Raw genomic sequence first — 22680 nt, forward strand, 5'->3', positions numbered from 1 at the left:
ATTGGTTGAAAAGATTTTGTTTATTACTTTAAGGTCTCAAGAGCAATCCTAGCAGCCTCCTGCTCAGCTTCCTGCTTACTCTTGCCTGTGCCCCGGGCCAGTTCGCGTCTGCCGGCTTTCACGGCAATGGTAAAGGTTTTGTCATGATCCGGCCCAGTCTCGGAAATCATTTCGTAAGCCGGAGCAACCTTCTCCTTGTTTTGAATCACTTCCTGAAGCTTGCTCTTGTAGTCATAGATACTACGGTCCGCAGTGAGCTTATCCATTTGGGAAAAGAGGTGTTTTTCCAAAAAAGTCTTTGCGGCCGGTAAGCCCTGGTCCAAATAAATCGCGCCCAGCACGGCTTCAAAAGTATTGGCCAAAAGAGACAAATTTTCCCGGCCACCGCCGTGTTCTTCGCCCTTGCTGATTAAAAGGAAATCGCCGTAATGCAGCTCTCTGGCCAGCTTACCCAAAGTTTCCGTGCGGACAATTGCCGAGCGGAGATTGGTTAATTTTCCTTCCGGATACTTCGGAAATTTCCGATAAAGTTCTGTTGAAGTCAGAACCTGGAGAACGCTGTCGCCCAGAAATTCCAGTCGTTCGTTGGATTCCTTAAATTGTGGGTTTTCGTTTAAATATGAACGATGAATCAGAGCGCCTTCAAGCAGAGACTTGTTAGTAAACTTAATACCCAGTATTGTTTCTAGGCTTGATAAATCTGGCATTCAAATTAGTCCTTGTGGTCTTCAATATAATCAAGAATGTCTCCCACCGTTTTCATTTTATTCCCTTTTTCAAACTCCAGGCCCAAATCTCTTTCCAGCCTGGCCAAAAGATCGGCAATTTCCAAATCGGTAGCGTTTAGATCCGCACGAAGATCTGCTTCGGGAGTAACATTTTTCTGATCCGCGCCCAGATTATCAGCAATAATTTTAAGCGTCCGGGCGGGCGAAACCAAAACTTTGCCTAAGGCTCCGTTTACAAATGCCGGAGAATTCTCCCCGCCGAATTCTTTCGCCAGTTCCACGGCCTCATCGATAACTACCTTAGACGGTTCCGTCGGAGCCAACAGCAGTTCGTAAACTCCCAGGCGCAAAATCGCCAGATCGACGGGATTAATTCTATCAATAGCAAATTCGGGAGCGGCTTCGGAAATGGTCTTATCGATAGAATCAAGGTGTGTCAGGATCTGTTGGGCCAAGTCAGAGTCCACTTTCTGCGGGTGAAATCCGCGAGCAAAAAGTTCCTGGACGGCTTTCTGGCGTTTAAGATGGCGCGGGTCTAAAGCACTCTTCATGATCTGGCTCCACAGAACTTGCAAGCCATGTGAGGAAGTTTGGGTTTTTGGCATTTCGGGCAGGTGATTAGAGAGGCCAGCCTAAGAGTTAAGGCAGCGCGTCTTTTTCCCTGTCGTTTGCGTGATAGTTTGCGTTTAGGTAAGGGTGTCATGTTTTAATTACTGGCGATATTAATTTTACTTTCCTCAAGAAGCTGACGCAAGAGAGGAAAATTTTCCAGGTTTAAAGTAACTTTTTGGGCAAGCTGGTTGGTTCTTTCGATTAAATCCAGATCAGAGAAATCGGCGATCCTGAGATCCCAGCGGCCATGCTGGGCGGTACCGAACCGCTGGCCTGGTCCCCGGAACCGCAGGTCTATTTCCGCCAGCTCCATGCCATTATTAATTTTCTCCAGATTTTTCAGCCGCTTTACGGCGTATTCAGATTCGTTTTCCGTAAACAACAGGCAGTAAGATTGTCTATCGGCCCGTCCGACCCGGCCGCGCAGCTGGTGCAGCTGGGCCAATCCAAAACGATCGGCAGCTTCAATAACCATAATCGTGGCTGTCGGAATATCAATTCCCACCTCGACAACGGGCGTGGCGACCAGGATGTCCAGTTTTCCCCGGCGAAAATCCTCCAGCACTTTATCTTTTTCTTTTGGCTTCATCCGGCCATGCAATAACCCCAGTTTAAGGTCAGGAAATACATTTTTCGACAGATAGTCGTATTCGGTTTTGGCCGATTTGACGGTTTGCAGGGTTTCCGACTCTTCGATTAGCGGGCAAACGATAAACGCCTGGGTTTTTTGTTGTTTGATCCATTCATAGGCAGCCTTCCGCTTATGTTTGGGGACAACCCAGGTTTTAACCGGCAGCCGGTTTTTGGGCAGCTCGTCAAGGACGGACAAATTCAGATCGCCATACAAAGTCAGAGCAATTGTCCTGGGAATGGGGGTAGCGGTCATGGTCAGAATGTGAGGATTAATCCCCTTCTCGGCCAATTTGGCCCTTTGAGAAACGCCAAAGCGATGTTGTTCGTCAATAACTATCAGGCCTAACTTTTTAAAATTAAGGTCATCAGAGAGCAGAGCGTGGGTGCCGACAATTATCCCTTTGTTTTGATAATCTTTTTTGCTGCCGGTAGCAATGCCGACATCCATCCCGAGCTTTCTAAGGGTTTCGTAGTGCTGGTTAGCCAAAATTTCCGTCGGGGCCATTAAGGCGGCCTGAAAACCGTTCAAAGTGGTTGCCAGCATGGCCAGGGCCGCCACAACAGTTTTGCCGGAGCCGACATCACCTTGAAGCAGCCGGTTCATTGGTCTGGCAGACGCCAGATCCTGGTAAATTTCGTTAACTACTTTTTTCTGAGCGGCGGTCAGTTCAAAAGGCAGCCTGGCAGTAAGAGCTGTCAGGTCTTTTCGCACGCCGACAATTTCCAATTTGTTGCCAACTTGTTTTTTTTGAAGTTCGTCCCGGCGGACCTTGGCTTGAACCTGAGCCAACAACAGCTCGTCAAAGGCCAATCGTTTTTTTGCTTCCTCCGCCTGTTTCAAGTTATCCGGAAAGTGAACTTTGATGATGGCTTCTTGCAGCGGCATCAGTCCGTTTTCCTCCAGGACTACTTTTGGTAAATACTCATTAATCTTCCCGACTTCTCTGATATTCTCAAGTAAAGTATGAATCTTTCCCCTCAGCCACTTGCTTGATATCCCTTCCGTTTCCGGATAGACGGGCACCAGTCGGCCGGTGTGAATCGCTCCTTTGCCGGGGTAAATAACTTCGTACTGCGGAGCCGTCAGCTGGAGTTTATGGTTATTTTTCTCTACTTTGCCGGAGAGCGAGACATAGTCGTCCTTATGCAAAACCCGGGTCAAAAATCTTTGGTTAAACCACAAGATGTCAAGTGTTCCGGTGTCATCCTGAATTTTTGCCTGTTGGAGCATGAACCCGTTTTTGGTGTAAACATTTTTAATTTCCAGAATTTTCCCCTGAACTGTTACCGTTTCCCCTTCCTGAAGATTCGCAATTTTGGAAATAAGCGAAAAGTCTTCATAACGGGAGGGAAGATGGTAGAGAAGATCTCTGGCCGTTCTAATTCCTAACTTTTCCAGCTTTCGGGCGTATGCCGGGCCAACACCCGGGATCTTGTTGTTCATACCCGAATTCTACCGCAAAGAGAACAGGGGTAAAAGCGAAGTGGCGATTAGAGCCAGCGAAGAGACAATCACGATAACCTTCCAAATCCATTGATGCTTGCGAAATAAGTTCATATTATTTTGATAAACTTCTTTTTACCAATGCGGTAGGTTCCGGGGAGGATTTTATCACTTTCCAGCTTTTTTCCGTCAACTTCAATGGCGCCTTGATCAACCAGCCGTTTCCATTCGGACTTGCTGGCGACAATACCCTTACTCACTAAATCTTCTACCGATTCAGCCTTAATCTCTTCCACTTCCCCAATTTCGCCTTTCTGAAAAGTTTTCTCCCAAGCGCTTTGGGCTTTGTCCGCGGCTTGTTTACTGTGTAGTTCGCTAACAATTTCGTGCGCCAGTTCTTTCTTTAAAACCATCGGATTCTCCCCACTTTCAAGGCGTTTTTTGATTTCCCCGACTTTCTCCATCGGTAAATCGGTGGCCAAAGTGAAGTACTGAATAATAAGGTCGTCTTTAAGAGACATCACTTTTCCAAACATCTCTTCTGGACTGTCATCGAGCCAGATGGCGTTGCCCCAGCTTTTGCTCATTTTTCGCCCGTCAGTGCCCTCCAAGTAACCCGTGACTAAAACAAACGACTCTTTGTTGCGGAAGTCTTTCTGGAGCACGCGCCCAGCCTGCATATTAAAAGTTTGGTCCGGGCCGCCAATCTGGATGTCGGTATCCAGGTGGTAGCTGTCGTAGCCTTGCATGACAGGATAAATAACTTCATCAAGGCGTACGGAACCACCAGAAGCAAGGCGTTTCTTAATCAGTTCCCGGCTAATAAAATCATTTAAAGAGTAATGTCTGATCAGCTCGACAATTTCCTCAAAGCGGAGATTTTTTAGCCACTCGCTGTTGTGGTGCAATTCAATTTTAGAAAAATCAACCAGCTTTTCCGCTTGAGCTTTATAGTCTTTGAAGTTTTTCTGGATTTGTTCTTTGGTTAAAACCGGCCGTTCTGATTCCTTATCGGAGGTATCGCCGATAAGGGCCGTAAAATCCCCAATAATAAAGGTAACATGGTGGCCTAGTTCGACAAACGTCTGGAGTCTGCGAAGTGGGACAGCGTTGCCAATATGAATATGAACTGCGGTCGGATCGATTCCGAAGTAAACGTTAAGTTTCTTGCCGGAACGCAAAGCTTTCTCTAACGTTTCCTTATTGGAAATGATATTCTCTACTCCACGGCTAAGCAGCTCATCAATTTTATCCATAGGCTTATCATAGAGGCTAGTTTTGTTTTTGGCAAGATTTTGTTAAACTAGGACATCATATGTGGCTGCGAAAATTGCGGCGAATGTGGTATAACCCCGCTGAACGCTTGAGGCTGCTGGCTTATCTTTCCGGTGGTATCTTTGCGGCAATTATTGCAGGAACGATTCTGACGGCGATAGTCTTTGCAGTTTTTTCCCTCAACCTCCCCGATCCGAACAAAGTCATCCGCCATGATGGTTTTTCGACAATTATTACTGACCGTAATGGCAAGACGCTTTATGATGTTTACGGCGACCAGAACCGGATCCCTCTGGAATTAAAAGATATTCCCAAATATCTTCAAGAGGCGACTATCTCCGTAGAGGACAAGAATTTTTATCAGCATCAGGGTTTTAGTCTCACTGGTATAGCTCGCTCGGCCATAGGGATTGTGACTTTTCAGGGAATTTCCGGCGGTTCGACTTTGACCCAGCAACTGGTGAAAAATGTTCTTCTTTCACCGGAACAGACGATCTTCCGGAAAATTAAGGAAGTAATTCTGGCCAGTCAGATCGAGAAAAAATTCACCAAAGACCAAATTCTTCAGATGTATCTTAACGAAGCACCATACGGCGGAGCCACCTACGGCGTCGAGTCGGCCTCCAAATATTATTTTGGCAAAAGCGCCAAAGATCTCGACCTGGTGGAAGCCGCCATTTTGGCTGGTCTTCCCCAGCAACCGTCTTATTACGATCCTTTCGGAGCTCATCCGAAGGCCTATGTTGACCGGGCCGGTCATGTTTTGCGGCGAATGCGGGAAGATGGCTACATTACGGCTCAGCAGGAAACCGATGCGGACAAACAGCTGGATTCGGTTCAATTTGCCACTCAGTCAGGAACGATCAAGGCACCACATTTTGTCTTTTATGTTAAAGACGAATTGGTTAAACGCTTCGGTGAGCAGATGGTGGAGTCCGGCGGTCTGAAGGTAACTACCTCATTGGATTATGACCTGGAACAACAGGTGGAACAAATCGTCAATGAAGAAGTCAAAAAAATTAAGCCGCTAAAAGTGAGCAACGGCGCGGCGGTGGTGATGAACCCTCAGACCGGAGAGATATTGGCCATGGACGGCTCTTATGATTATTTCGACAAGGATTACGGCAGTTTTAATGTGGCTACTGCCTTGCGGCAACCGGGTTCTTCCGGCAAACCGTTTATTTACGCGACGGCTTTCCAGAAAAATTACACTCCGGCGACACTTCTTATGGATGTCAAAACTTCTTTTCCTTCAGGCGACCCCACGAAACCAGACTACACTCCGGAAAATTATGATCTGAAATACCGCGGTCCCATGCAGCTGCGCTTTGCCCTGGGCAATTCCATTAATACCATTGCCGTGAAACTGACCGCCCTGCTCGGGCTAAAAGACATTATGACCAACGGTTATAATGCCGGGATTTCTACTTGGGAGCCAACGGCAGACAATATGAAAAATGTCGGTCTTTCTTTGGCGCTGGGCGGCCGAGAGGTAAAGTTATTAGATCTCACGGATGCCTATGGAGTTTTTGCCAATGGCGGAACCCGGATAGACCCCGTGGCCATTCTGAAAGTGACCGACTCGAAGGGCAAAGTGCTTTACGAATACAAGCCGGTGACCGGGAAAAGAGTTTTCTCTCCGGAAGTGAGTTTTTTGATTTCCCACATTCTTTCAGATAATAACGCCCGGAAAGATACTTTCGGCGCGGTGAACCTTTTACAGATACCGGGTAAAACGGTGGCAGTAAAAACCGGAACGACGGATCAGAAAAGAGACAACTGGACAGTGGGCTATGATCCGGGACATATTGTGGCCGGGGTTTGGGTGGGCAACAATGATAATTCCATTATGGCCCCAGCCATAACCAGTGGGGTCACCGGGGCCGCTCCTATCTGGAACCGGATTATGAAAGCGGCTCTGGCGGATATCCCCCGGACAGAATTTAAAGTGCCGGATGATGTGACTGCGGTAACGATCGACGCCCTTTCGGGGGGGTTGCCGCACGACTCTGATCCGACCAGAAGCGAATACTTTATTAGAGGCACGGAGCCCGTTTCGCAGGGATCAATCTATAAGAAACTGAAAATTTCCAAGTCAAATGGCAAACTGGCAAACGATTTGGAAATTAAAACCGGAAATTATGACGAGAAGGAATTTATTGTTTTTTCGGAAAACGATCCGGTGTCTGAGGCGGGCAAAAACCGCTGGCAGGAAGCCATCAACGCCTGGGTGGACGCCAACCACAAAGACGATCAAAAGTATCATCCGCCGACAGACACTTCCGATGCCGACCAAAATACGGTGAAAGTCAACTGGAACGGCCCGGCTGACCATGAGCGGGTTAACACTAATGATGTCCACCTGACGGCCAAGGCCTACTCGATGCGCGACATTGTCAATTTTACGGTGACGATTAACGGGACGGTGAAGATTAATAAAAGCTCCGACACGATTGATGACACGGTTCACCTGGATAACGGAAAGTACGATATAATTTATAAAGCTTCGGATTCTGCCGGCAATTCCGGGCAGACGGAAATTAATATCGGAGTGAATCAGGATTGGGACGCGCCTACCGCTAGCTCTTCGGGGACACCTTAAGTTTTTCTTTAAGGCTTTTCAGGATTTTAGTTTTAACTTCTGCCACCTCTTTATCAGTGAGGTTTTTAGTCGGGTCAAGGTAGGTGATCCGGAAAGTTTTGCTGCTTTCGTGTTGGTCAATCATCTCAACACTGGAAACTAGTTTATTTTCTTTAATAATATCAACTACTTCCCCGACCAAAACTTTATCGGGAATGACCAGCGACACATCTTCGATCACCGGCGGATATTTGGAAATCGGAGAATACACTTTATTAGTGTTGGCAGTTTTGTACAAAATATCTCTGTTTAAACTCCAATAAGTAGTTCGGGAATTAATGCCAAATTTCGCCAACAATCTCGGGTGAATTTCAAAAATAAATCCGATTGTCTTCTTTTCGATTTGAACCCAGGCTGTCCTCCCCGGATGGGTCCAACTATCCGGCTCAGCAGGAACTATTTCAAAATCAATACCAAGTTGATCAAGGACATTCTCGATAATTCCTTTAGCCTGATAAAATTTTTCTCCGGAAAGAATGGCATCAACCCAGAGTTCCTCCGTAGCTTTGTCGCAGGAATCTCCTCGATATATTTTTCCCATTTCGTATAGTCTGATGTCTGAAAAATTAGGAAGGTTAAGTTTTAAAGATTCGAGTAAATTTCCAATAAGCACTGGCCGCAGATATTCATATTCTTTGGAAATGGGATTGTCGACACGTAAAGTTTTACTTGGATTTATCCCCAATTTATTTAATTGCTCTTCAGAAATTAAAGAGTAAGAATATATTTCGCTGTACCCGGCGCCCTTGAGAATTTGTTTAATTTGATAGTCAAAATCGTAGTCGTGGACGTAGGCGACCTTGGTGGTGGGTACCGGCGAAGCTGGTAAGGTTTTAGGGAAACTGTTATAGCCGATCATTCGCCCGACCTCTTCAACCAAATCCTCTTCAATGTGCAAATCATTTCTGAAAGTCGGAATTTCAATGGAGTACATTGTTCCATTGCTCAATTGTCTCATTGCTGTTTTCAGTTCCAGACTTTCCCAAATCTCCTTGGCTTTTTCCGGTTTGACCGGGATGCCCAATACTCTTTCCAGATGTTCGTGGCTAACTTCCACTGTCCAGGACGGGAACGGTTTTTCAGGCACATCCATTAAGGGTGAAGCCACTTCTCCGCCGGCTAATTCGAGTATCAGTTCCAGGGCTTTTAGGACAGCTTTGGTAGTACCATTTGGGTCAACGCCCCGTTCTGAGACCGCCGAAGAATCACTGCGCAGCCCCAGGGCTTGGGAAACCCGCCGGGTCAGAACCGGATCGCAGACAATGGAATGCAGTAAAACATTTTTTGTTTCGGCACTGACCGCCGTATTTTCGCCGCCTTTTAGTGGAGGCAGGTCAATTACCCGGCCAAGATCTTTAATGACAATGGCGTCCTTTGGTAGACGATAATTAATACCATCTAAACTACGAAACTCCTCTCCGCCCTTAGCTAACTCTACTGACATGGTGTGGCCGCGGATTTTATCGTAATCGAAAACATGGAGGGGATTGCCATAAAGCCAAAGGACATAGTTGGTAATATCGACGAGATTGTTAATCGGCCGCAAACCAATCTGTTTAATTCTTTTTTGCAGCCATTCTGGCGAACTTTTTACTTTAACGTTTCGAATAATCACGGTCGAGGTCTTCGGGCAAATTTTTAAATCCTCTTTATACTTTATCTCGAGCGGATTCTTCACCTTGTCTGGTGGCGCTATCAGTTTTGGGGCGGTATATTTTGTTCCTGTAGCCGCGGCAACTTCCCGGGCGATGCCCGTGATACTCATCCAGTCTCCCCTGTTTGGTGTCACTTCCGGGTCAAAAATAATGTCCCCTTCAACCTCCCTCCAAGTTTCAATAGTTAGTCCGACTTCCGACATCCGCTCCGCGAGTTTCGGAAACGGCATTTTGATGTCGACGTATTCTTTCAACCAACTAAGCGGTATTAGCATATTAGAATTGTTTCAAAATCCGTAAATCAGGATTAGTCAAGGCGCGAATGTCGTCTATTTGAAATCGCATAAGGGCCAGGCGGGTCAGACCCATACCAAAAGCAAACCCCGACCACTCTTTGGGATCTATTCCTGCCATTCTAAGAACATTGGGGTGTACCATTCCCGCGCCTAGGATTTCCATCCAAGAACCATTCGGTCGTTTCGCCACAACTTCAATTCCTGGCTCAACGAAGGAGAAATTTGTAGTCCAAACTTTGTACTCTATTCCGGGTAGTAACCCCTGCAGGACATAATCAAGCGTTCCAAGTAGATGGGTCATGTTAATACCTTTATCAATAGCAAATCCTTCAAACTGCCAGAATTCGTAAGAGTGAGTGGCATCTAAATCATCAACACGAAAACATTTTCCGGGAACAAGGACACGCATTGGGGGCTTTGTTTTCTCATATACACGTGACTGCATGTTGGTAGTTTGGGTTCGTAGAACCATTTCTCCGGGTTGAATTTTACTGTTGCGGCAATCGAGATAAAAAGATGCTTGGGTGTCTCGTGAGGGCGCATTTTTGGGCATATTAGCTCTTTCAAAATTATACAAATCACTTTCAATCTCCGGTCCCATAACGACCTGATAACCTAGTTTATTGGTGATTTTAATAACTTCATTTAAAATTTGAGTCAATGGATGTAAGTGGCCTTCCGGAGGGTATATCGCCGGGGCCGTGACATCCAGCCATTCGGTTTTGGCGATGTTGGCCTCTTTGTGTTTTTGCAGGGTTGTTCCCTGCGAAGCTAAAGCATCTTCAATGGCGTTTTTGACTTCGTTGGCAAACCGGCCCACGATAGCCCGCTCCCCTTCCGGCAAGGAGGGGATCGATTTCATTATTAAGGTCAGCTTGCCCTTGGATTTGCCCAGATATTCCACCCGGATTTCTTCCAGGGTGGCGCTATCTTGAGCCGTCAAAATCTGGGCCAAAGCCTCGTTTTTGATGTCTATAAGTTTATCTTGCACCATTTGATTTTATATTATCTTCTTTGTTCACCGCAACGGGTTGGTGTCCCAACGGACACCATATAGAAAGCCGCCGGGCGGTAATCTCTAGGCTTTCCTTAGAGACGGCAGTTTGCCGAGCCGCTAGGTCAGATAGATGACATTTAGTACATGTTTCCGGACAACGAGCCTTAGTCCTCATATAATCACCCCCTTTACCACTAAAAAACCCCGCTTCTGCGGGGCTATTAACGTTTTCTTTTACGTTAATCTAACCCCGCTTCCGCGAAGTAAAGAAGAACGCAAAAAAAAGTTTGCTTGTCATGTGTTTCTAATACTATGCCGCCGTTTTCTTTTTGTCAACCTCTCTTTTTTATTTTCCTTTTTCTCCTTTGGGACTCTAGACATCAATTCGAAAACATGTATCCCGCAGCTTTGGGCAAAACTGCGAACACTGTTTGAGTGACACCTGACTGTGGCTGCGTCTTCAAACATTAATCTTCTAATTTCGACAACATCGCTGGCACTATATAGCCGGGCGTCATAGTTATAGATCTTCCGGCCTTTAAATCTGGTGATTTTTACTGTTTCAACTTCAGAGTCCAGCATTTGTCCATAACGGGCGATAGTGCCGGGAGTAATTCCATGACCGAATCTAATGGCGAGATCCACGGCAGTGGCTGGTTTTTCTTCCGGGTCTTCTCTTACCGGTATTTTTAACCCGGAAACGGGATCAAGGAAAACTTTACTGGTTGCGGGAATTTCAGCAGTCAAATGCTTAGCCAATTTTTTTAATTAGTTCCGCAAAAGCTTGGGGTTGTTCGGTGGCCAATTGAGCCATAACCTTACGGTCGAGATCGATTTTAGCGACCTTTAGTTTATGAATGAAAGTGCTGTAGCTTAGGCCGTTGAGTTTCAGAGATTCGTTAATATGAAGAATCCAGTCGCGGCGCATAACGCCTTTTTTGTCTTTGCGTCCGGCATAAGCGTATTGCCCGGCATGTAAGACTGCCTCTTTAGCTTTACGCACCAGGCGATGACGGGTCATCCAGTAACCCTTGGCCTGGCTTTTAAGCTTTTTGTGCTTTGCGTGGGAAGTTAATCCCCTTTTGACTCTGGCCATATTTTTTTAAATTCAGCTTGATTTTATCAACTATCGGCCTAAACCTCAAGTAGTGATTGTAGGCTCTGGCGGACATCTCCGCCGCCCTTTGCCCGGCGTCTTTTTTGAAATTTACAAAGAAACGGCGCATTAGACTGCGAGTAATTTCTTAAGTTTTTTTTCTAAAACACCAACGACCTGAATGGGAACTTTACCGCGCCTGATGTTGGCGCGGCTCTTGGTCGCCTTCAAATGTCGCTGGCCGATCTTGCGGCGCATTATTTTTCCGTTCGCGGAAACCTTAAAGCGGTCCCTGACGGTCTTGGACATTTTCATTTTTGGCATAGCTACTTAATAGGACTAAAGGTGATAACTAACTGTTTACCTTCAAACTTCGCTTCGCGTTCCACTCTGGCTTTGTCTTTCAGGACTTCTTTAAACTGGGCAAAAATTTTATGTCCGAATTCAGGGTGGGCTAACTGACGCCCCGAAAACTTAATGCTTATTTTAACATTAAAACCTTCCGCCAGGAAGTCGGCAGTTTTTCTGATCCTGGCCTCAACATCAGCTGAAGCGGCAAACGGACTGCCGACCCGAATTTCTTTCGTGCCTGTCCCTCTTTGGCCTTTTCTGGCTTCCGCTTCTTTCTTCTGTTCCTGATATAAAAACTTTTTATAGTCGATGATCTTTGCTACTGGCGGGTTGGCGGCTTCTCCGATTAAAACCAAGTCAGACCCTTGACCCAAAGCGTAGTCCAGGGCTTCTTCCCGACTAAAAATCCCCACCTGTTTGCCTTCTTCTGAGATTAGGCGCACTTGGGGGACGGTTATTTGGCTGTTAACTTTGTACTGTTTTAGCAATTTTTTTCTCTTTGATTTCTATTTTAAGGTCTTCCAGGAACTTTTTCAATGGCAGACTTCCCAGGTCACCTTTGTCTCTGGAGCGTACGGACACGGTTTTTTCCTCTACTTCCTTGTCTCCAATTACCAGCATATACGGCACTTTTTGCATCTGGGCGTCGCGGATTTTTGCCCCTAATTTCTCGGATCTGTCGTCCAGTTCAGCCCTGACACCGACCGATTCTAAAGCGACTTTAACGGACCGGGCGTAGTCCAGGTGTCTATCGGCTATCGGAAGTACTTCTGCCTGCACCGGCGCCAGCCAGGTTGGCAAATTTCCGGATAGGTGTTCCAGCATTATGCCAACAAACCTTTCCAGTGAGCCATATATCACGCGGTGAATCACTGCAGGTGTCTTTTGAGAACCATTTGCGGCCGAATATTTGAGGTTAAAACGCAACGGCATTTGAAAGTCGAGTTGAATTGTTCCCGTTTGCCACTCGCGTCCCAAGGCGTCTTTCATTAGAATATCGATTTTTGGTCCGTAGAAAGCACCTTCGTTTTCGCCGATGAAATACTCATGGCCGGAATCCTTGACGATCTTTTCCAATATTGCCTCGGCTTTGTCCCAAACCTTAGGATCGCCCATCAAATCGTCCGGCCTGGTGCCCAAGCGAAAACGATATTCCATACCAAAAAGCGAATAAAAATACCGGGTAATTTCGAAAATCCTTTTGAATTCTTCTTCGATCTGGTCTTCAGAGACATAAATGTGCGCATCGTCCTGGCGAAACTCTCGTACACGGAAAAGCCCGTTTAGTGTTCCGGATAGTTCATAACGGTGAAGACAATCGGTATCTCCGAGTCTTAAAGGTAACTCTTTATAAGAACGAGTCTTGCTGCCAAAAACGACCATAGCATTTGGACAGTTCATGGGCTTTAGGGCATAAACTTCTCCTTCTTCAGTCTTGGCAATAAACATGTTTTCCTTATAGTGATCCCAATGCCCGGAGGTGAGATACAGCTCTTTCTTGTTAATTAGCGGCGAAGTTATTTCAACATAACCGCGTTTCTCGTGTTCTTCCCGCCAGAAATTAATTAGTTCGTTATAAAGAACGACTCCTTTAGGTAACCAATAGGGCATCCCTGGTGCCGTCTCGTGAAACATGAATAAGCCCATCTGTAAACCCAGCTTCTTGTGATCCCGTTTCTCGGCTTCTTCAAGCATCTTAAGATAATTGTCCAGTTCTTTCTTTGTCGTAAAAGCTGTCCCGTAAATTCTGGTAAGCATTTTGTTTTTTTCATTTCCACGCCAGTATGCCCCGGCCAATTTCAGTAATTTAAAGTGCTGTAAGTCTTTAGCTGGATTTGGACTGTGTCCTCCGCGGCAAAGATCAATAAAATCACCTGACTGGTAATAGGTAATCGGCTCGCCTTTTTCTTTCAGTTCCGCGATGAGCTCTTTTTTGTATGGATTTTTGGCGATAGCCTCGTTTCCCTGGTTTTTTTTCTCAAATTTCTGCCAAGTCGGGGCAATTTCGCGCATCTTTTCCTCAATTTTCGGCAAATCTCCATCGGAGATTTTTAAATTATCGAAATCGTAATAAAAGCCGCTTTCGATAGCCGGCCCGATAGTCGGCAGAGCATTAGGATACAACGCCGTGACCGCCGCGGCCAGAAGATGCGCGGTTGAGTGTCTTAAGTTTTGCAATTTATCGTCCATAAACAAAAAAATCCACCCTGCTTTCGACCCGGGGTTCCATCGAAAGTCCGGTGGCTTAATTATTTTTTGGCTCCGGGGTGGTGGATCCCATCAGCGCCAATATTTACTTGTCTTAAGTGTAGTGCGTGGGCTATAATCTGTCAATAAGCACTCGTAGTTCATCGGTAGAACGCTTCGTTGACATCGAAGAGGTGGAAGGTTCGACTCCTTCCGGGTGCACTAAGTAGTTATTTTTGTTTGTTGTTTCCTGGCTAATTCCGCAGATGGAGAACTTTTAAGTTCCTGGGCGGGTTTGCAGTGGTAAATCTGGACTAAATTATGCTCATTTCCTTCACGGCGCCAGGGACTATTTGTCTTTCGTCCCTTAGTTTGAAGAGCGCAAGAACCCTTAAACTTACATTCAAAGCCGCTTGGGTCGTAATAATCACATAAACCTTCGATAGTAGGAAGTTTTTTCGTGTTTATCCTGCCGCGGTGGCGACACTCCTTTCATCAGAGAACTGGAACTTTTGGCCGTGCTTTTTGGACATGGCCCAGTAGCCTTTTTGCTTTTTCTTCTGGGTCCACATGTTGAGCCACAGGCGGCTTTCATTAACCCGTTTGCGCAGGTCTTTTAAGGTGCTGATGACCCAATCAAAGAAATTAAGGTGGTACAACCCGGCATTGGCGGGTACCGTTTCGACCGTAATTTTCTTCGCTTCGGAAGTAAGTTCCGCCGTCTGTTGCTCAAGTTTAGTGACCTCGGCGTGCAGTTCCTGAAGGAGTTTATTCACCTGGGCTTCCACGGCTTTTTGCTTGGCGGAAAAGACCTCTTTTTCCTGCCGCTGTACCGCGTTGAGTCCGCGCATTTGGGCCTCAAAATTGGGTTTTTTGGTTTCCTGATTGGTTTTATGCTCGCCTGAGGCCAGATTAATCTCGCCCATCATAGGTTTGCGCTGTGGTTTGAGGCCGATCTGGCCGAGGGCTTCATCAATGATGGCTTTGGGGACTTCGACAACATCGCCGACGACTTTCCCTCCGAAGTCTTTCATTTGTTCGATCGGGTTATCTGCGGGAACGAATTTTTTCTGTTTTTGATCTGCCACTTTGGTTTCTCCTTTCAGAGTTGCTTTGGGCAGCACCTATTATACTATAAGGTTAGTAATTTGGAAATAGTCTTATCCCGGCGCATGATGGAAGCCAGGACATAGGATTGCTCTTCCAGAGCTTTCTTTCTTTCTTGGTCAGTTTCTTTTTCAACCACAGCCTTGATTTCTTCCGGCGTCACCTCAATTTTGAGATCTTCGGCAATGGCTTCCAGAATAAATTCCAGCTTTAAAGCTGTTTCTGCCTGCTTCCGGTATTTTTCTTTAACACCGTCAGCTGTTTGTCCGCTGCTTTGCAGATACTGTTCGTAGGTTAGTCCCGCATTACGGACATCTTCCAAAAGAGCCGTAATCAGCCGGCTGATTTCCGACTCCAACATCACCGCCGGCAGTTCCACTTTGCAGACTTCAAGTAGTTTGTCGATTATTTCCGAAATTTTCTTTTGTTCTTCCTGCTTTCCGCCAGAGGCGGATCCGCCTTGAGCGGACTTGTCTTCTGAACCTTCCGGCTCTTTCCCCGGCGTCCAGATCTTGTTTTTGGCGTTAATTTCCGCAACATATTTTTTATAATCATCAAGGTCCACCTGGGGTTTTTCGGCGGCCGAGGCAATAAGCTGCCAGTCTTTTTCTTCCTCAGCGGAAGTAATTTTGACCTGAGGAGCGACCACTGGTTTAAGATTGTGCTCTTCCAGAGCCTTGCGGTAAGACTCCGGGACGAGGCGATTAATTACTTCCCCATAAACTTTACTTTTATCAATTTTTTCTTCAATTAAATTTCTCGGGGCTTTACCGGGACGGAAACCTTCAATTTCAATTTGGGCCGCCAGTTCCTCGAAAACTTCATCATAGACCCGCTTCACATCGGCCCAGGGGATGGTAATCGTCAGCTCGAAAGCGGATCCGGACAATCTGGTTAAAGCTGTGGTCATGGGTGGATTTTAGCAAATTTAATTGACGGATTGAATACTGATGTTTAAATCGATGTTCGGCGGCGTCAACTGCGGCTCAAAAAGATCGGTTGTATCGATATCGCTACGAAGTTTTCCGACCCCGCTTTGTAGGTCTAAAACGGCGCTGTCAGAAGCGAACCGGGAAATTTTGGGCGGCAGAGGGGCAGATTCGGTAACAGCCGGTTCGGGAGCCGGTTTGGTCGGGGTAAGGTTTCTGGCTGAGGAGACGATGAGACTTACTCCCACGAGAATTAAACCCAGAACTACCATAAACATCAAGCCGACGATTCCGGAAATCAGCCACAAGGTCATATTTTTCGGCTTTTTCTTTTGCGCCGTTTCTTCAATAACCTGATTATTAATCGCGTGGGTATAGGACTGGGCTTCCATTATTGTCCGGTAATGCCCTGCAAAACTTCATTTAAATAACCCGTGGCTTCGCGCAAATATTGCAGACTTTCGGTGAGTTTTTGCTGGGCGCCGAAAAGATCTGTGGCCTTCGTATTTTGGGCTTCATTCATTTTGGCCACGGCAAGCTCTTTTTTATTCCGGGCAGTGATAACGCCTCTTTCACCAATGCCGGTATTTTCTCCTGCGGCACTGATGTTTTTAAGCTCGTCGGAAATTTGGCCGGCCAGAGTGTCCCAGCGAGAAAGCAAGGGGTTTTCTTTGGCGATCAATACGGCCTTAATCGCCTGCTTGGTTTCCGCGTCCATTTGCGGGTACCGGTTTTCAAACTCATCGGAGGCGCTGTTCAGGTCATCCAAGGTGCTGGCGGCAGAAATTTTTTTGCCATGGTCAGAAAGCCAGTTCTTTTCGCTGTCAGAAATTTTAGAAAAAGTGTCCTGATAATTTGCCGGAACCCGAGTAGCGAGAAGGTCATAATAGGACGAAATCAAATCGTCGCGCGACTGCAAGACCAGCTGGAGCTTGGAAATCGCCTCCTGTTGGGCAGTTAAAGTTTTATAGGTTCCGTAAGTTGATTTGGCAATCTGATAGTTGCTGTAAGCCTCACGGTATTTTGAGTAATTTGCGGTATAAGTGCTATAAGCGGAATTGTAATCAGCCAGAGCAGGAGAAACAACAAAGAAGAGGAGAATGAAAGCTAAACAGGCAGAAATAAGCTTCATTATATATAATATACACTAATACGATATACACTAACACGCCGAGGTGGTGGAATTGGTAGACACGCAGGGTTTAGGACCCTGTGGGCTTAAAATGCTCGTGCAGGTTCAAGTCCTGTCCTCGGCACAAAGACTAAACGTTGTGGCCTCTCCTGAATTCAGGAAGCGGTTTCTTTAACTCCGGTCAAATTCGCTAGTGGTTATAATGTTTAAAGTCTGAATATCTTCCGGGATTCCTTCCACATCAAGGCGGGCATGCCTAGCGGTTAGCGTTGTATGATCGTTATCAAATAAAATCCAATATTTATGGCCAAAATCCCGGGACCAAAGCTCCACCCATTCATGTTCGCCGGCTTTATTGTGTCGTAGATCAGATTCCGGCATCTGTTTGTGAACATTTTCCCCAAGAAAGTTTAGCTGTTCGCTATTAAGTCTGGTACCTTTCTTATATTTGAGAACGCACCTGTTTGGGGGTAAAAAGACTGTATCAGCAACTATTTCGTTCAGTTTTGTCATCTTCTGATTATATTACTTGTTTTCTTGCCTGCACTTAGATTGTCAGAGGTAAAGCTTGAATTTCCGGCGAAACCGGGACAGAGACAAAGGCAGCCGGCGTCGCGTCGATTTTTTCCATGAAATACTGCACCTTTGCTGACCAGTTAGCGGAGTTTGGCGGGCAATAGATTCGGCCGATAGACCAGACATTGTTGACCCCTTTATCTACATAGTTAGTTTTTAAGTCGGCGGAAATTGAGCTGATCCCGTCCGGCCAGGATTTAAAATAGATCAGTCCCCCGCCCCAGCCATAGGCGTTATAGGTTCCCCTTAAATAATATTTTCCAAAGGTGGATTCCACGCCGGAAATAGCTACCAGTAACCGATAATCGAGGTGGTTTTTGTCCGCCGCCTCCACAAAATCCTGGGCAAAATAAACCAACGGCGAGTTTTGGCTCTGTAAAAAATTGGCCACTTTTTCCGTCCGGACATCGGTAGCGAAGACTTTTTGCGAGGAGGTGAGAAAGCTGACCACAAAAATCAGCCCAATAAAGAGAATTTTAGGGAAAAGTGATCTCATGTTCTCAGGCAAAAATATCCAATTACGGGATATTTTTAAACGAGACCGCAAGCCACAAAAAAACCCTGACGTAGCCTTGGGAAGCATACCTCAGGATCTGAAGAGAATTCTATCAAAGAGTTATAGGTTTGTCAAGGGGTTTTTTCGGGTTTCTCTTACTTAGCGAAGCTCAGCCAGATAGTTATTCACACAGACCGCCCAGGAGCCTTTTGAGGGGGGGGTGTACTTAGGCATAATCTTCTCGGGGGTATCCAGACCCTTGTTGAAATAGTCCTCCTTTAAGCCTTTGGCGACCGCATCAATAGCGTATTGCCAGGAAGGAAAGAAGGTAATTTTGGCGCCGTAAATTCCCCATCCCCAGGTGTTGTGGCTTCCGGTCGGGATTTTCTGGCCTAAAGCCCCTTCACAGGCGGCAATGGCCGGCAGATAGCCGTAAGGAATCTGGTAACGGTCTGCGGCTACGACAATATCCCGGCCGAGGCCCTGCATCGGTGACCGGTAAGCTTTAAAAAAGTTTTCGATGATATCGGCCCGGGCGTCGCGGACCGTGATTTTGGCTTTCTGAGAAGCAATTTCCGGCTGAGCGTTTTCAGCAACAAGTTGTTCCTCGGGTTCTAAAGTTTGCAATGGGGCCGTGTCAGCAGCCGTACTGCCTTTCGTGGTATAAATTGTCAGAAAGAGAAAGGATAACAGCAGAATAGAAAAATTTCCCAGAACAAACCCGGCAAATAAAAATAATTTCTTCACCGGGTTAAGAATGACAAATTACCGCAGGTTTGTCAACCTGCCTGCCGGCAGGCAGGATCTGGTGCGGACGAGAGGACTTGAACCTCCACGAGCATTTTAAGCCCATAGCCTCCTCAAGGCTACGCGTATACCAGTTTCGCCACGTCCGCAAATGTGCCGTGAGGGAGACTTGAACTCCCACTGCTTGTTTAAGGCAACAGGCTCCTGAAGCCTGCGTGTCTACCAATTCCACCATCACGGCAAGATTTTGTGGCCAAGGCGGGAGTCGAACCCGCACGACTTTTATAGTCACAGCATTTTAAGTGCTGCGCGTATACCATTTCGCCACTCGGCCGTAAGCTAATCCTTACGAATGGTTACCGCTTTAATTTCGAGATCGTCGCTCTCATCAGCTTCTTTTTCCAGTCTTTCCAAAAGCTCCTGGATTTTGTCCTCCGGGCCCTCGAACTCGATAATTAATTTTTGGTTATTGGAATTATCCATAGATGGATTTTATCATAATCGAGCTTCTGTTATAATCGGAGGATAGTACCAGCGGGCGTTGTATACCGGTAATACGTCTCCTTGCCAAGGAGAAGACAGGCGGTCCGATTCCGCTCGCCCGCTCCGAGCTGAGGTAGCCAAGGTGGTCACGGCGGGTGCCTGAAGAGCATCAGATATGTGTTCGACTCACATCCTCAGCACAAATTTCTTGGCGGGGTGTAGTTCATCGGTAGAACGCTCGGTTTGGGCGCCGCCCAGAGGGCTCTGCCCGGCGGGACCTGAAAGAAATATGAAGGGGTACGTTTACATATTGGAAAGCCTAAAGGATAAGAGAAAATATATTGGCTCAACTACCGATATTAATCGTAGAGTTGATGAACACAATTCTGGGAATGTCAGATCGACAAAAAACAGGAGGCCATTAACAATGATTGGTTATAGAGAGTTTGCTGATATTAGAGAAGCCGCGCTATTTGAAAACAAATATAAAAATAGCCATGGCCAACTTGAACGCGATTTTAAAAATGGAAAAATTACCTCACGGGGATTGGCTCAGTTGGTAGAGCGCGCGGTTTGGGACCGCGAGGTCGGCAGTTCAAATCTGCCATCCCCGACGCGGGATTAGTACAGCGGTAGTATGACTCCCTTCCAAGGAGTAGAAGAGGGTTCGACTCCCTTATCCCGCTCACGAGCGCCCGTAGCTCAACGGATAGAGCAACTCGGTTCTAACGAGTCGGTTGGGGGTTCGATTCCCTTCGGGCGCACTAAAAAGCAGAAAGCAATATGGTGGTGTGTGCCGAACGGCTTAGGCGGCAGCTTGTGGAGCTGTTTTTAGCGGGTCCGACTCCCGTACACCACCCTTCTATTACCTCCTCTAAACCCAACTACTTCGCCGTTCAAAACTTCTTTTTAAGCAGGAAATAATCTTCAGTGCCTGGTAAGGCCTAAAAAGAACCAAAAAAGCTCTTTGGCAGCCGACCGGAAGCGATTCTCAGACTGGGGGCTCCACCATTGGCAGTAACCATTTTCGTCATTAACATTTTCCACAATCGTGCACTCGCTGCTTTTTTTGTCGGGGCTAATAGAATAGCGGCTCATAAAAGAGCAGTTATGGCATGATTTTTCTGAAGTAGGGGGAGCACCAGGGACATATGCGACCTCCGCTTGGGATAGCTGTCTTTTCTTCATGGGTTAATATTAGATTTCTTTATATTTTTTAGCAAATTTTTTGGGCGCTGGTGTATCATAGCCCATGACCACAAAGGATCATCTGCGGGCAGCCGGAATTATCGCCAGAGTTTTGGACGACCAGTTTAAGCTTCTGGGCTTGGGGATTGGTTTCGATCCCCTGCTTGATTTGGTCCCCGGTTTTGGCAGTTTTCTGGCGACATTTTTAGGCTTTTATTTGATCTGGCTGGCCTGGAAGCTGGAAATTCCGGAAGAAATAATTGCCAGGATGATCCGAAACATTCTGCTTAACTTTTTAATTGGCGAAATTCCGCTTGTTGGAGCTTTAGCCAGCGCTTTTTACAAGTCCAACCGGACAAACTATGACCTTCTCCGAAAATACGCCCCCAAAGACACCGTCGAGGGAGAAATACTGCAAAAATAGTATAATAGAGCCAGCCAGCAGGCACCCGTAGCTCAATGGATAGAGCCCTTGTCTTCGGAACAAGTGGTTGGTGGTTCGACTCCACTCGGGTGCGCCAGGCAAACTTGGGCCGCTAGCTCAACGGTAGAGCAGTACCCTCTTAAGGTATTGGTTCAGGGTTCAAATCCCTGGCGGCTCACAAAACGGCCAATTAGCTCAGTTGGCTAGAGCGCTTCGTTTACATCGAAGATGTCGGGGGTTCGAGTCCCTCATTGGCCACAAAGATTCTTCCTATTTCTTCCGGAGTTTTAGCCTCCATTAATTTTTTTCGTAACATGGCGGCGTCGGGAAAGTTATTAATATAAATCTTGAAAAACTTTTTAACAATTTCGAAGTTTTTGTCCTGACCCCAAATTTGCCTAAATAATTCAAAATGTTTTTTGGCCAAGGCGATTTTTTCTTCGCGGTTTAATTCTCTCTCGGTTTTAGAAAAAACCAGTGGGTTGGCAAAAATTCCCCGGCCAATCATTACCCCATCAATTCCATATCTCTCGTATTTCTCTAATACTTCGGAGTAAAATTTGACATCCCCATTCCCAATTATTAATGTTTCCGGAGAAATTTTTTCCCGTAGCTTAACGGCTTTGCCGATTTCTTCCCAATCTGCCTGACCATTAGACATCTGTTTAGCCAACCGGCCGTGAACCGTCAGCGCTGCCAGTTTCTGTTCGAGAAGAAAGCCGAGCCACTCTTTAGCTATGTTTATATTAATACCCAAACGCGTCTTAGCGCTTAGCGGTAGCCCGACACGGGCCGCGTCTATAACCTCTTTGACCAGTTCATAGTTTCCGATCATTCCCGCTCCCCCGCCCTGTTTGACCACTTTGCGGTCCGGACAGCCCATGTTCAAGTCTATGCCGTCAAAACCCAGATCTTTGACCGTTTTAGCTGCTTTGGCAATATTTTCGGGGTGAATGCCCCAGATTTGAGCCACTACTGGCCTTTGTATTTCGGTAAGCCGAAGCTTCCTACTCACCCTCTTGGGGTTGTAAAGCAGCCCGTCAGCGTTCACAAATTCCGTAAAGAAAACATCAGGCCGGGCCAAGTCGGCGACAATTTCCCGAAAAACCACATCCGTGACATCATCCATTGGCGCCAGAACTGTAAATGGTTTTGGCAGTTTTTGCCAGAAACTGGTCATGAGGGGTATTTTACCAGTTTATTGCGTCGCGGAGTTGATCCGCACGCTCTGAGCGGAAGTTGAGCCGTCAGCCCCGCGGGACAGGAAAACGGTAACATTTTCCCCGTTTCTCAGGCTTCCCTGAGCAGCGGGGCTGACTTGGGAGTAGGTGGTGTTGGTATTTACATTAACGGTATAGGTTTGTCCGCTAGGTAAGGTTAAAGTCATTTGGCTGCCGTTGAGATTGGTAATTTGCCCACTGATACCGCCACTTCCACCGTTTCCATAGCCTCTATACATCATTCCCGGACCAACTCCCCGGCGAAAGTTGTTTGGATAAAATGGGTTGTTTGGCGTGGATATCCCTCGGTTTGCGGCAAGGTTGCGTACCAGAGTCCAGCGCCGGCCGACAGTAAAAGCCACTCCGCCCACGAGGACTAATATCAGGATTCCCAGAATAACTTTTGCCATGTTACTAGTCATGAGTAGAGTCTAGCGAAAAATCCTGAGGAAATGCTTAGAAG

General features: G+C 46.6%; 23 protein-coding genes and 13 tRNA genes. 12 read left to right on the plus strand and 24 right to left on the minus strand.

Annotation, left to right across the window (positions count from 1 at the left end; all coding sequences use genetic code 11):
* Window positions 1-23: 23 nt before the first annotated feature.
* The 5 genes from rnc to tyrS all read right to left on the minus strand — a co-directional run bounded on the left by rnc (window position 24) and on the right by tyrS (window position 4673).
* Window positions 24-707 (minus strand): ribonuclease III, encoded by a 684-nt coding sequence (gene rnc / locus M1403_00450; GenBank protein ID MCL4397495.1) that lies wholly within the window; start codon window positions 705-707, stop codon window positions 24-26.
* Between the two features lie 5 nt (window positions 708-712).
* Entirely contained in the window at window positions 713-1333 is a 621-nt protein-coding gene (gene nusB / locus M1403_00455; GenBank protein MCL4397496.1) for a transcription antitermination factor NusB, read from the minus strand.
* Window positions 1276-1431 (minus strand): 50S ribosomal protein L32, encoded by a 156-nt coding sequence (rpmF, locus tag M1403_00460; protein ID MCL4397497.1) that lies wholly within the window; start codon window positions 1429-1431, stop codon window positions 1276-1278. The genes nusB and rpmF overlap by 58 nt, the downstream gene beginning before the upstream one ends.
* A 3-nt stretch (window positions 1432-1434) precedes the next feature.
* Window positions 1435-3417 carry an ATP-dependent DNA helicase RecG gene (gene recG / locus M1403_00465; protein MCL4397498.1) on the minus strand — a complete coding sequence of 661 codons (1983 nt, stop codon included), beginning with the start codon at window positions 3415-3417 and terminating at the stop codon, window positions 1435-1437.
* Window positions 3418-3527: 110 nt separating this feature from the next.
* Window positions 3528-4673, minus strand: a complete 1146-nt coding sequence (gene tyrS, locus M1403_00470) for a tyrosine--tRNA ligase (protein ID MCL4397499.1) — start codon at window positions 4671-4673, stop codon at window positions 3528-3530.
* 59 nt (window positions 4674-4732) lie between these two features.
* Between tyrS and M1403_00475 the strand changes: the two genes are divergently transcribed.
* Window positions 4733-7294 carry a PBP1A family penicillin-binding protein gene (locus tag M1403_00475; GenBank protein ID MCL4397500.1) on the plus strand — a complete coding sequence of 854 codons (2562 nt, stop codon included), beginning with the start codon at window positions 4733-4735 and terminating at the stop codon, window positions 7292-7294.
* Here M1403_00475 and pheT read toward each other — a convergent pair.
* The 7 genes from pheT to thrS all read right to left on the minus strand — a co-directional run bounded on the left by pheT (window position 7272) and on the right by thrS (window position 13918).
* Window positions 7272-9263: a phenylalanine--tRNA ligase subunit beta gene (pheT, locus tag M1403_00480; protein ID MCL4397501.1), complete on the minus strand. Its 1992-nt coding sequence runs from the start codon at window positions 9261-9263 to the stop codon at window positions 7272-7274. The two genes, M1403_00475 and pheT, sit on opposite strands and share 23 nt — an antisense overlap.
* A gap of 1 nt (window position 9264) precedes the next feature.
* Window positions 9265-10278 carry a phenylalanine--tRNA ligase subunit alpha gene (gene pheS / locus M1403_00485; GenBank protein ID MCL4397502.1) on the minus strand — a complete coding sequence of 338 codons (1014 nt, stop codon included), beginning with the start codon at window positions 10276-10278 and terminating at the stop codon, window positions 9265-9267.
* A gap of 297 nt (window positions 10279-10575) precedes the next feature.
* On the minus strand, window positions 10576-11040 hold the full coding sequence (locus M1403_00490; GenBank protein MCL4397503.1) for a hypothetical protein: 465 nt from the start codon (window positions 11038-11040) through the stop codon (window positions 10576-10578).
* Window positions 11033-11377, minus strand: a complete 345-nt coding sequence (rplT, locus tag M1403_00495; GenBank protein MCL4397504.1) for a 50S ribosomal protein L20 — start codon at window positions 11375-11377, stop codon at window positions 11033-11035. The genes M1403_00490 and rplT overlap by 8 nt, the downstream gene beginning before the upstream one ends.
* Before the next feature lie 129 nt (window positions 11378-11506).
* A complete protein-coding gene (locus M1403_00500) occupies window positions 11507-11701 on the minus strand; it encodes a 50S ribosomal protein L35 (protein ID MCL4397505.1) in 195 nt (64 codons plus the stop codon).
* A 2-nt stretch (window positions 11702-11703) separates the two neighbouring features.
* Entirely contained in the window at window positions 11704-12171 is a 468-nt protein-coding gene (infC, locus tag M1403_00505) for a translation initiation factor IF-3 (GenBank protein ID MCL4397506.1), read from the minus strand.
* Window positions 12172-12193: 22 nt separating this feature from the next.
* Window positions 12194-13918: a threonine--tRNA ligase gene (gene thrS, locus M1403_00510; protein ID MCL4397507.1), complete on the minus strand. Its 1725-nt coding sequence runs from the start codon at window positions 13916-13918 to the stop codon at window positions 12194-12196.
* Between the two features lie 147 nt (window positions 13919-14065).
* Here thrS and M1403_00515 point away from each other — a divergent pair.
* Window positions 14066-14137: transfer RNA gene (locus M1403_00515), tRNA-Val, on the plus strand.
* Window positions 14138-14379: 242 nt separating this feature from the next.
* Here M1403_00515 and M1403_00520 read toward each other — a convergent pair.
* Genes M1403_00520 through M1403_00535 form a run of 4 tightly spaced genes read right to left on the minus strand, consistent with a single transcriptional unit; the run spans window position 14380 to window position 17083 of the window.
* Window positions 14380-15039 (minus strand): DUF5660 domain-containing protein, encoded by a 660-nt coding sequence (locus M1403_00520; GenBank protein MCL4397508.1) that lies wholly within the window; start codon window positions 15037-15039, stop codon window positions 14380-14382.
* 8 nt (window positions 15040-15047) lie between these two features.
* Window positions 15048-15932 (minus strand): hypothetical protein, encoded by an 885-nt coding sequence (locus M1403_00525; protein MCL4397509.1) that lies wholly within the window; start codon window positions 15930-15932, stop codon window positions 15048-15050.
* Between the two features lie 18 nt (window positions 15933-15950).
* On the minus strand, window positions 15951-16343 hold the full coding sequence (locus tag M1403_00530) for a hypothetical protein (GenBank protein ID MCL4397510.1): 393 nt from the start codon (window positions 16341-16343) through the stop codon (window positions 15951-15953).
* The gene (locus M1403_00535; protein ID MCL4397511.1) at window positions 16343-17083 is read right to left on the minus strand and encodes a hypothetical protein; all 741 of its coding nucleotides are present in this window, start codon (window positions 17081-17083) and stop codon (window positions 16343-16345) included. Before M1403_00535 ends, M1403_00530 begins: the two co-directional genes overlap by 1 nt.
* Before the next feature lie 37 nt (window positions 17084-17120).
* On the opposite strand from M1403_00535, the gene M1403_00540 reads away from it, so the two are divergent.
* Window positions 17121-17207, plus strand: a tRNA-Leu gene (locus M1403_00540).
* A gap of 47 nt (window positions 17208-17254) precedes the next feature.
* Here M1403_00540 and M1403_00545 read toward each other — a convergent pair.
* From M1403_00545 to M1403_00575, 7 genes are all read right to left on the minus strand, one after another.
* Window positions 17255-17596, minus strand: coding sequence for a hypothetical protein (locus M1403_00545; protein MCL4397512.1), 342 nt, complete (start codon window positions 17594-17596; stop codon window positions 17255-17257).
* A gap of 34 nt (window positions 17597-17630) precedes the next feature.
* Window positions 17631-18155, minus strand: a complete 525-nt coding sequence (locus M1403_00550) for a hypothetical protein (protein MCL4397513.1) — start codon at window positions 18153-18155, stop codon at window positions 17631-17633.
* 159 nt (window positions 18156-18314) lie between these two features.
* On the minus strand, window positions 18315-18902 hold the full coding sequence (locus M1403_00555; GenBank protein ID MCL4397514.1) for a hypothetical protein: 588 nt from the start codon (window positions 18900-18902) through the stop codon (window positions 18315-18317).
* A gap of 59 nt (window positions 18903-18961) precedes the next feature.
* A tRNA-Leu gene (locus M1403_00560) sits at window positions 18962-19051 on the minus strand.
* A 5-nt stretch (window positions 19052-19056) separates the two neighbouring features.
* Window positions 19057-19143: transfer RNA gene (locus M1403_00565), tRNA-Leu, on the minus strand.
* A 9-nt stretch (window positions 19144-19152) separates the two neighbouring features.
* Window positions 19153-19236, minus strand: a tRNA-Leu gene (locus M1403_00570).
* A gap of 5 nt (window positions 19237-19241) precedes the next feature.
* On the minus strand, window positions 19242-19385 hold the full coding sequence (locus M1403_00575) for a hypothetical protein (GenBank protein MCL4397515.1): 144 nt from the start codon (window positions 19383-19385) through the stop codon (window positions 19242-19244).
* 51 nt (window positions 19386-19436) lie between these two features.
* Here M1403_00575 and M1403_00580 point away from each other — a divergent pair.
* From M1403_00580 to M1403_00620, 9 genes are all read left to right on the plus strand, one after another.
* Window positions 19437-19508: transfer RNA gene (locus tag M1403_00580), tRNA-Gly, on the plus strand.
* Between the two features lie 4 nt (window positions 19509-19512).
* Window positions 19513-19585: transfer RNA gene (locus M1403_00585), tRNA-Phe, on the plus strand.
* A 341-nt stretch (window positions 19586-19926) separates the two neighbouring features.
* Window positions 19927-19999: transfer RNA gene (locus M1403_00590), tRNA-Pro, on the plus strand.
* 1 nt (window position 20000) lies between these two features.
* Window positions 20001-20071: transfer RNA gene (locus M1403_00595), tRNA-Gly, on the plus strand.
* 5 nt (window positions 20072-20076) lie between these two features.
* Window positions 20077-20149, plus strand: a tRNA-Arg gene (locus M1403_00600).
* Between the two features lie 488 nt (window positions 20150-20637).
* A complete protein-coding gene (locus tag M1403_00605; GenBank protein ID MCL4397516.1) occupies window positions 20638-20997 on the plus strand; it encodes a DUF4112 domain-containing protein in 360 nt (119 codons plus the stop codon).
* 21 nt (window positions 20998-21018) lie between these two features.
* Window positions 21019-21094: transfer RNA gene (locus tag M1403_00610), tRNA-Arg, on the plus strand.
* Between the two features lie 9 nt (window positions 21095-21103).
* A tRNA-Lys gene (locus M1403_00615) sits at window positions 21104-21175 on the plus strand.
* Window positions 21176-21181: 6 nt separating this feature from the next.
* Window positions 21182-21255 (plus strand) — tRNA-Val (locus M1403_00620).
* A gap of 940 nt (window positions 21256-22195) precedes the next feature.
* Here M1403_00620 and M1403_00625 read toward each other — a convergent pair.
* On the minus strand, window positions 22196-22639 hold the full coding sequence (locus M1403_00625; GenBank protein ID MCL4397517.1) for a DUF5666 domain-containing protein: 444 nt from the start codon (window positions 22637-22639) through the stop codon (window positions 22196-22198).
* Between the last annotated feature and the right edge of the window lie 41 nt (window positions 22640-22680).

The sequence above is a fragment of the Patescibacteria group bacterium genome (assembly GCA_023380635.1).
In the GTDB taxonomy this organism is placed as follows: Bacteria; Patescibacteriota; Microgenomatia; order JAMCZE01; family JAMCZE01; genus JAMCRP01.

Excerpts from the sequence above, each read along its gene's own strand:
- rnc (MCL4397495.1), bottom strand. The coding sequence starts at position 707 with ATGCCAGATTTATCAAGCCTAGAAACAATACTGGGTATTAAGTTTACT.
- nusB (MCL4397496.1), bottom strand. The coding sequence starts at position 1,333 with ATGCCAAAAACCCAAACTTCCTCACATGGCTTGCAAGTTCTGTGGAGC.
- rpmF (MCL4397497.1), bottom strand. The coding sequence starts at position 1,431 with ATGACACCCTTACCTAAACGCAAACTATCACGCAAACGACAGGGAAAA.
- recG (MCL4397498.1), bottom strand. The coding sequence starts at position 3,417 with ATGAACAACAAGATCCCGGGTGTTGGCCCGGCATACGCCCGAAAGCTG.
- tyrS (MCL4397499.1), bottom strand. The coding sequence starts at position 4,673 with ATGGATAAAATTGATGAGCTGCTTAGCCGTGGAGTAGAGAATATCATT.
- M1403_00475 (MCL4397500.1), top strand. The coding sequence starts at position 4,733 with ATGTGGCTGCGAAAATTGCGGCGAATGTGGTATAACCCCGCTGAACGC.
- pheT (MCL4397501.1), bottom strand. The coding sequence starts at position 9,263 with ATGCTAATACCGCTTAGTTGGTTGAAAGAATACGTCGACATCAAAATG.
- pheS (MCL4397502.1), bottom strand. The coding sequence starts at position 10,278 with ATGGTGCAAGATAAACTTATAGACATCAAAAACGAGGCTTTGGCCCAG.
- rplT (MCL4397504.1), bottom strand. The coding sequence starts at position 11,377 with ATGGCCAGAGTCAAAAGGGGATTAACTTCCCACGCAAAGCACAAAAAG.
- M1403_00500 (MCL4397505.1), bottom strand. The coding sequence starts at position 11,701 with ATGCCAAAAATGAAAATGTCCAAGACCGTCAGGGACCGCTTTAAGGTT.
- thrS (MCL4397507.1), bottom strand. The coding sequence starts at position 13,918 with ATGGACGATAAATTGCAAAACTTAAGACACTCAACCGCGCATCTTCTG.
- M1403_00525 (MCL4397509.1), bottom strand. The coding sequence starts at position 15,932 with ATGACCACAGCTTTAACCAGATTGTCCGGATCCGCTTTCGAGCTGACG.
- M1403_00530 (MCL4397510.1), bottom strand. The coding sequence starts at position 16,343 with ATGGAAGCCCAGTCCTATACCCACGCGATTAATAATCAGGTTATTGAA.
- M1403_00535 (MCL4397511.1), bottom strand. The coding sequence starts at position 17,083 with ATGAAGCTTATTTCTGCCTGTTTAGCTTTCATTCTCCTCTTCTTTGTT.
- M1403_00545 (MCL4397512.1), bottom strand. The coding sequence starts at position 17,596 with ATGACAAAACTGAACGAAATAGTTGCTGATACAGTCTTTTTACCCCCA.
- M1403_00550 (MCL4397513.1), bottom strand. The coding sequence starts at position 18,155 with ATGAGATCACTTTTCCCTAAAATTCTCTTTATTGGGCTGATTTTTGTG.
- M1403_00575 (MCL4397515.1), bottom strand. The coding sequence starts at position 19,385 with ATGGATAATTCCAATAACCAAAAATTAATTATCGAGTTCGAGGGCCCG.
- M1403_00605 (MCL4397516.1), top strand. The coding sequence starts at position 20,638 with ATGACCACAAAGGATCATCTGCGGGCAGCCGGAATTATCGCCAGAGTT.
- M1403_00625 (MCL4397517.1), bottom strand. The coding sequence starts at position 22,639 with ATGACTAGTAACATGGCAAAAGTTATTCTGGGAATCCTGATATTAGTC.